This window comes from Tunicatimonas sp., from assembly GCF_049647865.1.
Classification (GTDB): Bacteria; Bacteroidota; Bacteroidia; order Cytophagales; family Cyclobacteriaceae; genus Tunicatimonas.
Genome location: NZ_JBARYM010000583.1, coordinates 1 through 4,727 on the forward strand (window position 1 = coordinate 1; position 4,727 = coordinate 4,727).

Consider the following 4,727-nt stretch of genomic DNA (forward strand, 5'->3'; position numbering starts at 1 on the left):
AAATCCCTATTCCAGCAGTACCAAAATGTGTGCTGTTGGTTTTTTTGTGCCTAATCGCTCGTTTTAACATTTGTCCAATCTTACTGAATTATTTATACTTGTATATATTTTTTGTGCTTCACTTCAACCACTTTTTACCTCCACCATGGAACAACTCAGCGTATTTGATATTCTAAAAATCGGTATTGGCCCCTCTAGCTCCCACACCCTTGGCCCTTGGAGAGCCATTCAGCTATTTATTCAGTCCATTCAAAAGGCTTCTAAGTTATCCCAGATCAACACAATTACAGTAGAGCTATACGGTTCGTTAGCTAAAACGGGAAAAGGACATGGTTCGGATATCGCCATTATGCTAGCCCTATCTGGCGAAGACCCTGAAACTATTGATACCAATATGATTCAGCAGAAAACCCAACTTATTCGTCAAAGTCATTCTATTGATCTACTGGGCATTCATCCAGTTTCTTTTGACCCTACCACCAATATTATATTTCGCCCAGAAAACCTACCGTACCACCCCAACGGCATTCGCATGTGGGCTGAAACCGACGACGGTGAACGCTTGCTAGAAACTTACTATTCTATTGGAGGTGGATTTGTGGTGAAAGAAAACGAACAAGCGGAGGAATCTCACCACATACTTCCATATCCGGCTCATACCCCAAAAGAGCTACTTGCTCACACTGAAAATACGGGTGGTTCTATGCTTGATATTCTGTGGGAAAATGAACAAACCTGGCGAAGCAAAGAAGCTATTCGAGCTGATTTACTACAATTATGGGTAGTGATGCGCGACTGCGTTTTTAAGGGCTGCCATACCGAAGGCAAATTGCCCGGCGGTCTAAATGTTACTCGCCGTGCTCCTTTGATGTATCAAAAGCTAATGCCCGACTCCGATTTCCGTAAGCCGGAAGAATGGCTAGAAGCCCTGACCCAAATCAGTTGCCATACTCAGCAAATACTAAAGTGGGTAAGCTGCTTTGCCTTTGCCGTCAACGAAGAAAATGCGTCATTTGGTCGTGTGGTTACGGCCCCCACCAATGGAGCTGCCGGAGTAATTCCGGCAGTACTGCTATATTATTTGTGCTTTTGCAAGCAGAACATCTCAGAAGATGATATTATCGATTTTTTGTTAGTGGCCGGTGAGATAGGAACTTACTATAAAAAAGGAGCCACTATTTCAGCCGCAATGGGGGGTTGTCAAGCCGAAATTGGAGTATCATCTTCTATGGCGGCAGCGGCACTTACCACTTGCCTAGGAGGAAGCGTAAAGCAGTCATTGATGGCGGCCGAAATTGCCATGGAGCACCACTTGGGTCTTACTTGTGATCCGGTAGGTGGTTTAGTACAAATTCCTTGTATTGAACGAAACTCTATGGGAGCCATTAAAGCAATTACTGCGAGCAACATCGCATTGGATGCTGATCCTGATGATGCTAAAATATCGCTGGATCAAGTTATTGAAACCATGTGGAATACTGCCCAAGATATGAATCAGAAATATAAAGAAACGGCTGAAGGTGGATTAGCCCTTAAAGTTTCGGTAGCCCTTCCAGAATGTTAACTTACCGTGTTCTTGTGTTAGTGTGCGATGGTGTTATGGTTCTATATTTTCTGTTTAACGATAGTATAAGTTTTACCATACTCAATTCCTGAACTTAAAACTATAGCACTATAGTACACTAACACAATAACACCAAAACACTTTAACACCAAAAACTCATGAATATCACCTACTACGGCCACTCCTGCTTTTTAGTAGAATTTTCGGGCACCAAACTGTTGTTTGACCCCTTTATTACTCCTAATGATCTGGCTAAGGATATTGATGTCTCAGCTATTGAAGCAGATTATATTTTACTGAGCCACGGTCACGCCGACCACGTAGCCGATGCTATTCAGTTAGCTAAGCAGACCGGTGCGAAAGTTGTCTCTAACTACGAAATTATTCAGTGGTTGGGCCGCGAAGGAATTGAGAATGGCCATCCGATGAACCACGGCGGGGCGTTTAACTTTGACTTTGGAAAAGTACGCTACGTAAATGCGGTTCACTCCAGCGCGCTGGATGATGGTACCTACCTAGGGAACCCCGGCGGTTTCATTGTTAGTAACAATCAACACAGATTCTACTACGCCGGGGATACTGCCCTAACTATGGATATGCAATTGATTCCCCGCTACGGAAAACTGGATTTTGCTATTTTACCCATCGGCGATAACTTTACAATGGGGATTGACGATGCCATCACGGCTAGCGATTTTATTCAGTGTAATAAGGTTCTAGGTGTCCACTACGACACGTTTGGCTATATTAAGATAGATCATCAAGATGCCACTGAAAAATTTAAACAAGCCGGAAAAGAACTGGTACTAGCCGAGATTGGTTCTACCGTAGATTTATAAATTAAAAATTGCAAATTGAAGATTGTTGTTGTTTTCAATTGGTAATTTTTCAATCTTTAATTTTATTAACAAGCTACACATATGCAAACGACATTATTATTTATTGGCGGATTAGGCGGCTGGGAAATTATGATTATCCTGGTTTTTGTTCTTGTTTTCTTCGGTGCCAGCAAAATACCTGAAATTGCCAAAGGGATGGGACGCGGCATCCGCGAGTTCAAAGATGCTACTAAAGAAATTAAAGACGAGATTGAAAGCGGAGTTCGCTTAGATAAGTAACTTAACAAGGCTGAGAATTTACGCTTAGCCTTTTTCTTTTCACCTCACCGAATATTCCACAAATTATTTACTCCGATCTGCTGATTTACGGTGAACCCTTCCCCGTAGGCTACTCCAATAGCGTGACCTAGCTCTTTACCACGAGCCTCAACAAAATTTATAAACAAGGGGTTGGTTAAAAATGTCTGCGGATCATCACCATTGCCGCCGTTGAATTGAGACTTAAACGCTCGGATTGCGCTCATCTTCACTTCCCAATAATCAGAAACATCCACCACAAAATCGGGCTTAATGTAGCTTGTCTGAATGAAATTATATACTCTTTTCGGACGCCAAGCTGTCTGCTCACTATCATCTTGAACCGTACTAATTTTAGCTAATCCAGAGTAGAAACAAGCCTCCCGTATTAATTCAGCCGACCTTCCGTGATCCGGATGTCGGTCACTAACGGCATTGGCTAAAATAATTTCGGGTTGATGAGAACGAATGGCTTTTATAATTTCTACCTGATGAATTGAATCATTGACGAAAAACCCATCGGCCATACCCAAATTTTTGCGGAAGGTAGCTCCTAAAATTTTCCTTCCTTCCTCCGCTTCTTCCGCTCGAATTTCGGGAGTACCTCGGGTACCTAGTTCACCGCGGGTCAAATCAACTATGCCGACCGTTTTTCCTTCGGCTACGTGCTTAGCGATAGTTGCCCCGCAACCTAGTTCGGCATCATCGGGATGTACCGAGATCACTAATATATCTACTTTACTCATATGAATTGTTAAGAGGTAATAAAGGTAGTAGCTGAGGTGTTGATGGTTATAAATTTACTGATGATCATAAATGGTTAAGAGCTACTGCTCTTGATCAAAGGTAGGTAAACTTAAAAGAACATAAGTGAGCGGTAGCCGTAAAAAAGAGAAACTCTACTATTAGCCGAACTTTCATGATCGCTATAGGAACACTGATCTTCATCATCGTTTTAGAATTGATTGGCTTGCGTATAGCCGGAAGTATCGGCCAAGGTGTTCGTTCAGCCTTCGGAAAAGCTTCAGAATAGAGTGCTGGTCCGAGAATACGCTGGCAAAATGTACTGATTGGCTATACCCTCGTTGTTGGCTTTTTTGTCCTGCTAGGCCTAGCTAGCAATTGAGATAGCGCTATCTAATCATCTTCTTACTTATATGGCTTCTTTCATCACGCTGCTTGTTATAGGCTTTCTAGAACTATTAGGATTTCAAATTTTATACTTACTTGGCCGTAGTGTTGGTTGGTTATTTCGCACACCATTCTCAAAATCTGGTAAAAGCCGCTCTCCTTCCGAGCAACGTAATATTGATATGATTATCGGTTACTCCATTGTTATTGGCTTACTTATCTGCTTTGCTGTTCTGTAGTTAACAGAATTTAATACCCTACTGCCGTATCATCCCCACGGGGATCAGCCCCGCCTTCTAGTTTGCCGTCGGGTAGCACCAAAATTGCATCTACTCGACCAATGCTGCTGCGCTCTACCAGATGATGGCCCATCGCTTTTAACCTATCTGCTACTTCAATACTGAAGGCGGTAGGTTCGGCAAAAATAGTGTCGGGTTTCCACTGGTGGTGAAAGCGCCCGGCGGTCACGGCTTCCTGCATTCCCATATCATGCTCCACTACATTCAAAATGGTTTGGTAGACTGAGGTGATTATCGTAGAGCCACCCGGCGTGCCAACCACCATGTATAGACTATCGTTTTTCTCAACGATCGTTGGCGTCATTGAACTCAGCATTCGCTTCTCGGGCTGAATGGCGTTAGCTTCCCCGCCTACTAAGCCAAACATATTGGGAAAACCGGGCTTGATACTAAAATCATCCATTTCGTTATTCAGGAAAAAACCCGCACCGCCAACTACTACCTTAGAACCGTAGCCACCATTGAGTGTGGTGGTTACCGAAACTGCGTTACGATCTTTGTCAATGATAGAAAAGTGGGTGGTTTCCATTGCTTCTACCGGAGCTGGATTACCTGCCGAGATCATAGAACTGGGTGTGGCAGCCGTAGAATCAAAGT

Annotated in this window: 6 protein-coding genes; 4 read left to right on the forward strand and 2 right to left on the reverse strand. The window is 43.2% G+C overall.

All coding sequences use genetic code 11. The annotated features are described in order from the left end of the window. Nucleotides 1-145 precede the first annotated feature (145 nt). The 3 genes from WBA23_RS17250 to WBA23_RS17260 all read left to right on the forward strand — a co-directional run bounded on the left by WBA23_RS17250 (nucleotide 146) and on the right by WBA23_RS17260 (nucleotide 2,682). The gene (locus WBA23_RS17250) at nucleotides 146-1,564 is read left to right on the forward strand and encodes an L-serine ammonia-lyase (protein ID WP_424583530.1); all 1,419 of its coding nucleotides are present in this window, start codon (nucleotides 146-148) and stop codon (nucleotides 1,562-1,564) included. A 158-nt stretch (nucleotides 1,565-1,722) separates the two neighbouring features. After that, nucleotides 1,723-2,403 (forward strand): metal-dependent hydrolase, encoded by a 681-nt coding sequence (locus WBA23_RS17255; RefSeq protein ID WP_424583531.1) that lies wholly within the window; start codon nucleotides 1,723-1,725, stop codon nucleotides 2,401-2,403. Between the two features lie 81 nt (nucleotides 2,404-2,484). Continuing rightward, nucleotides 2,485-2,682, forward strand: a complete 198-nt coding sequence (locus tag WBA23_RS17260; RefSeq protein ID WP_424583532.1) for a Sec-independent protein translocase subunit TatA/TatB — start codon at nucleotides 2,485-2,487, stop codon at nucleotides 2,680-2,682. Nucleotides 2,683-2,726: 44 nt separating this feature from the next. Here WBA23_RS17260 and bshB1 read toward each other — a convergent pair whose 3' ends face one another. After that, nucleotides 2,727-3,446, reverse strand: coding sequence for a bacillithiol biosynthesis deacetylase BshB1 (gene bshB1 / locus WBA23_RS17265; RefSeq protein ID WP_424583533.1), 720 nt, complete (start codon nucleotides 3,444-3,446; stop codon nucleotides 2,727-2,729). A gap of 411 nt (nucleotides 3,447-3,857) precedes the next feature. Between bshB1 and WBA23_RS17270 the strand changes: the two genes are divergently transcribed. After that, nucleotides 3,858-4,070, forward strand: a complete 213-nt coding sequence (locus WBA23_RS17270) for a hypothetical protein (protein ID WP_424583534.1) — start codon at nucleotides 3,858-3,860, stop codon at nucleotides 4,068-4,070. A 10-nt stretch (nucleotides 4,071-4,080) separates the two neighbouring features. Here the strand turns inward: WBA23_RS17270 and WBA23_RS17275 are convergent. Then, nucleotides 4,081-4,727, reverse strand: a 647-nt coding sequence (locus WBA23_RS17275) for a gamma-glutamyltransferase (protein WP_424583535.1), incomplete at its 5' end; no start/stop codon positions are given.

Coding starts and splice junctions, on each gene's coding strand:
- WBA23_RS17250 (WP_424583530.1), top strand. CDS start 146: ATGGAACAACTCAGCGTATTTGATATTCTAAAAATCGGTATTGGCCCC.
- WBA23_RS17255 (WP_424583531.1), top strand. CDS start 1,723: ATGAATATCACCTACTACGGCCACTCCTGCTTTTTAGTAGAATTTTCG.
- WBA23_RS17260 (WP_424583532.1), top strand. CDS start 2,485: ATGCAAACGACATTATTATTTATTGGCGGATTAGGCGGCTGGGAAATT.
- bshB1 (WP_424583533.1), bottom strand. CDS start 3,446: ATGAGTAAAGTAGATATATTAGTGATCTCGGTACATCCCGATGATGCC.
- WBA23_RS17270 (WP_424583534.1), top strand. CDS start 3,858: ATGGCTTCTTTCATCACGCTGCTTGTTATAGGCTTTCTAGAACTATTA.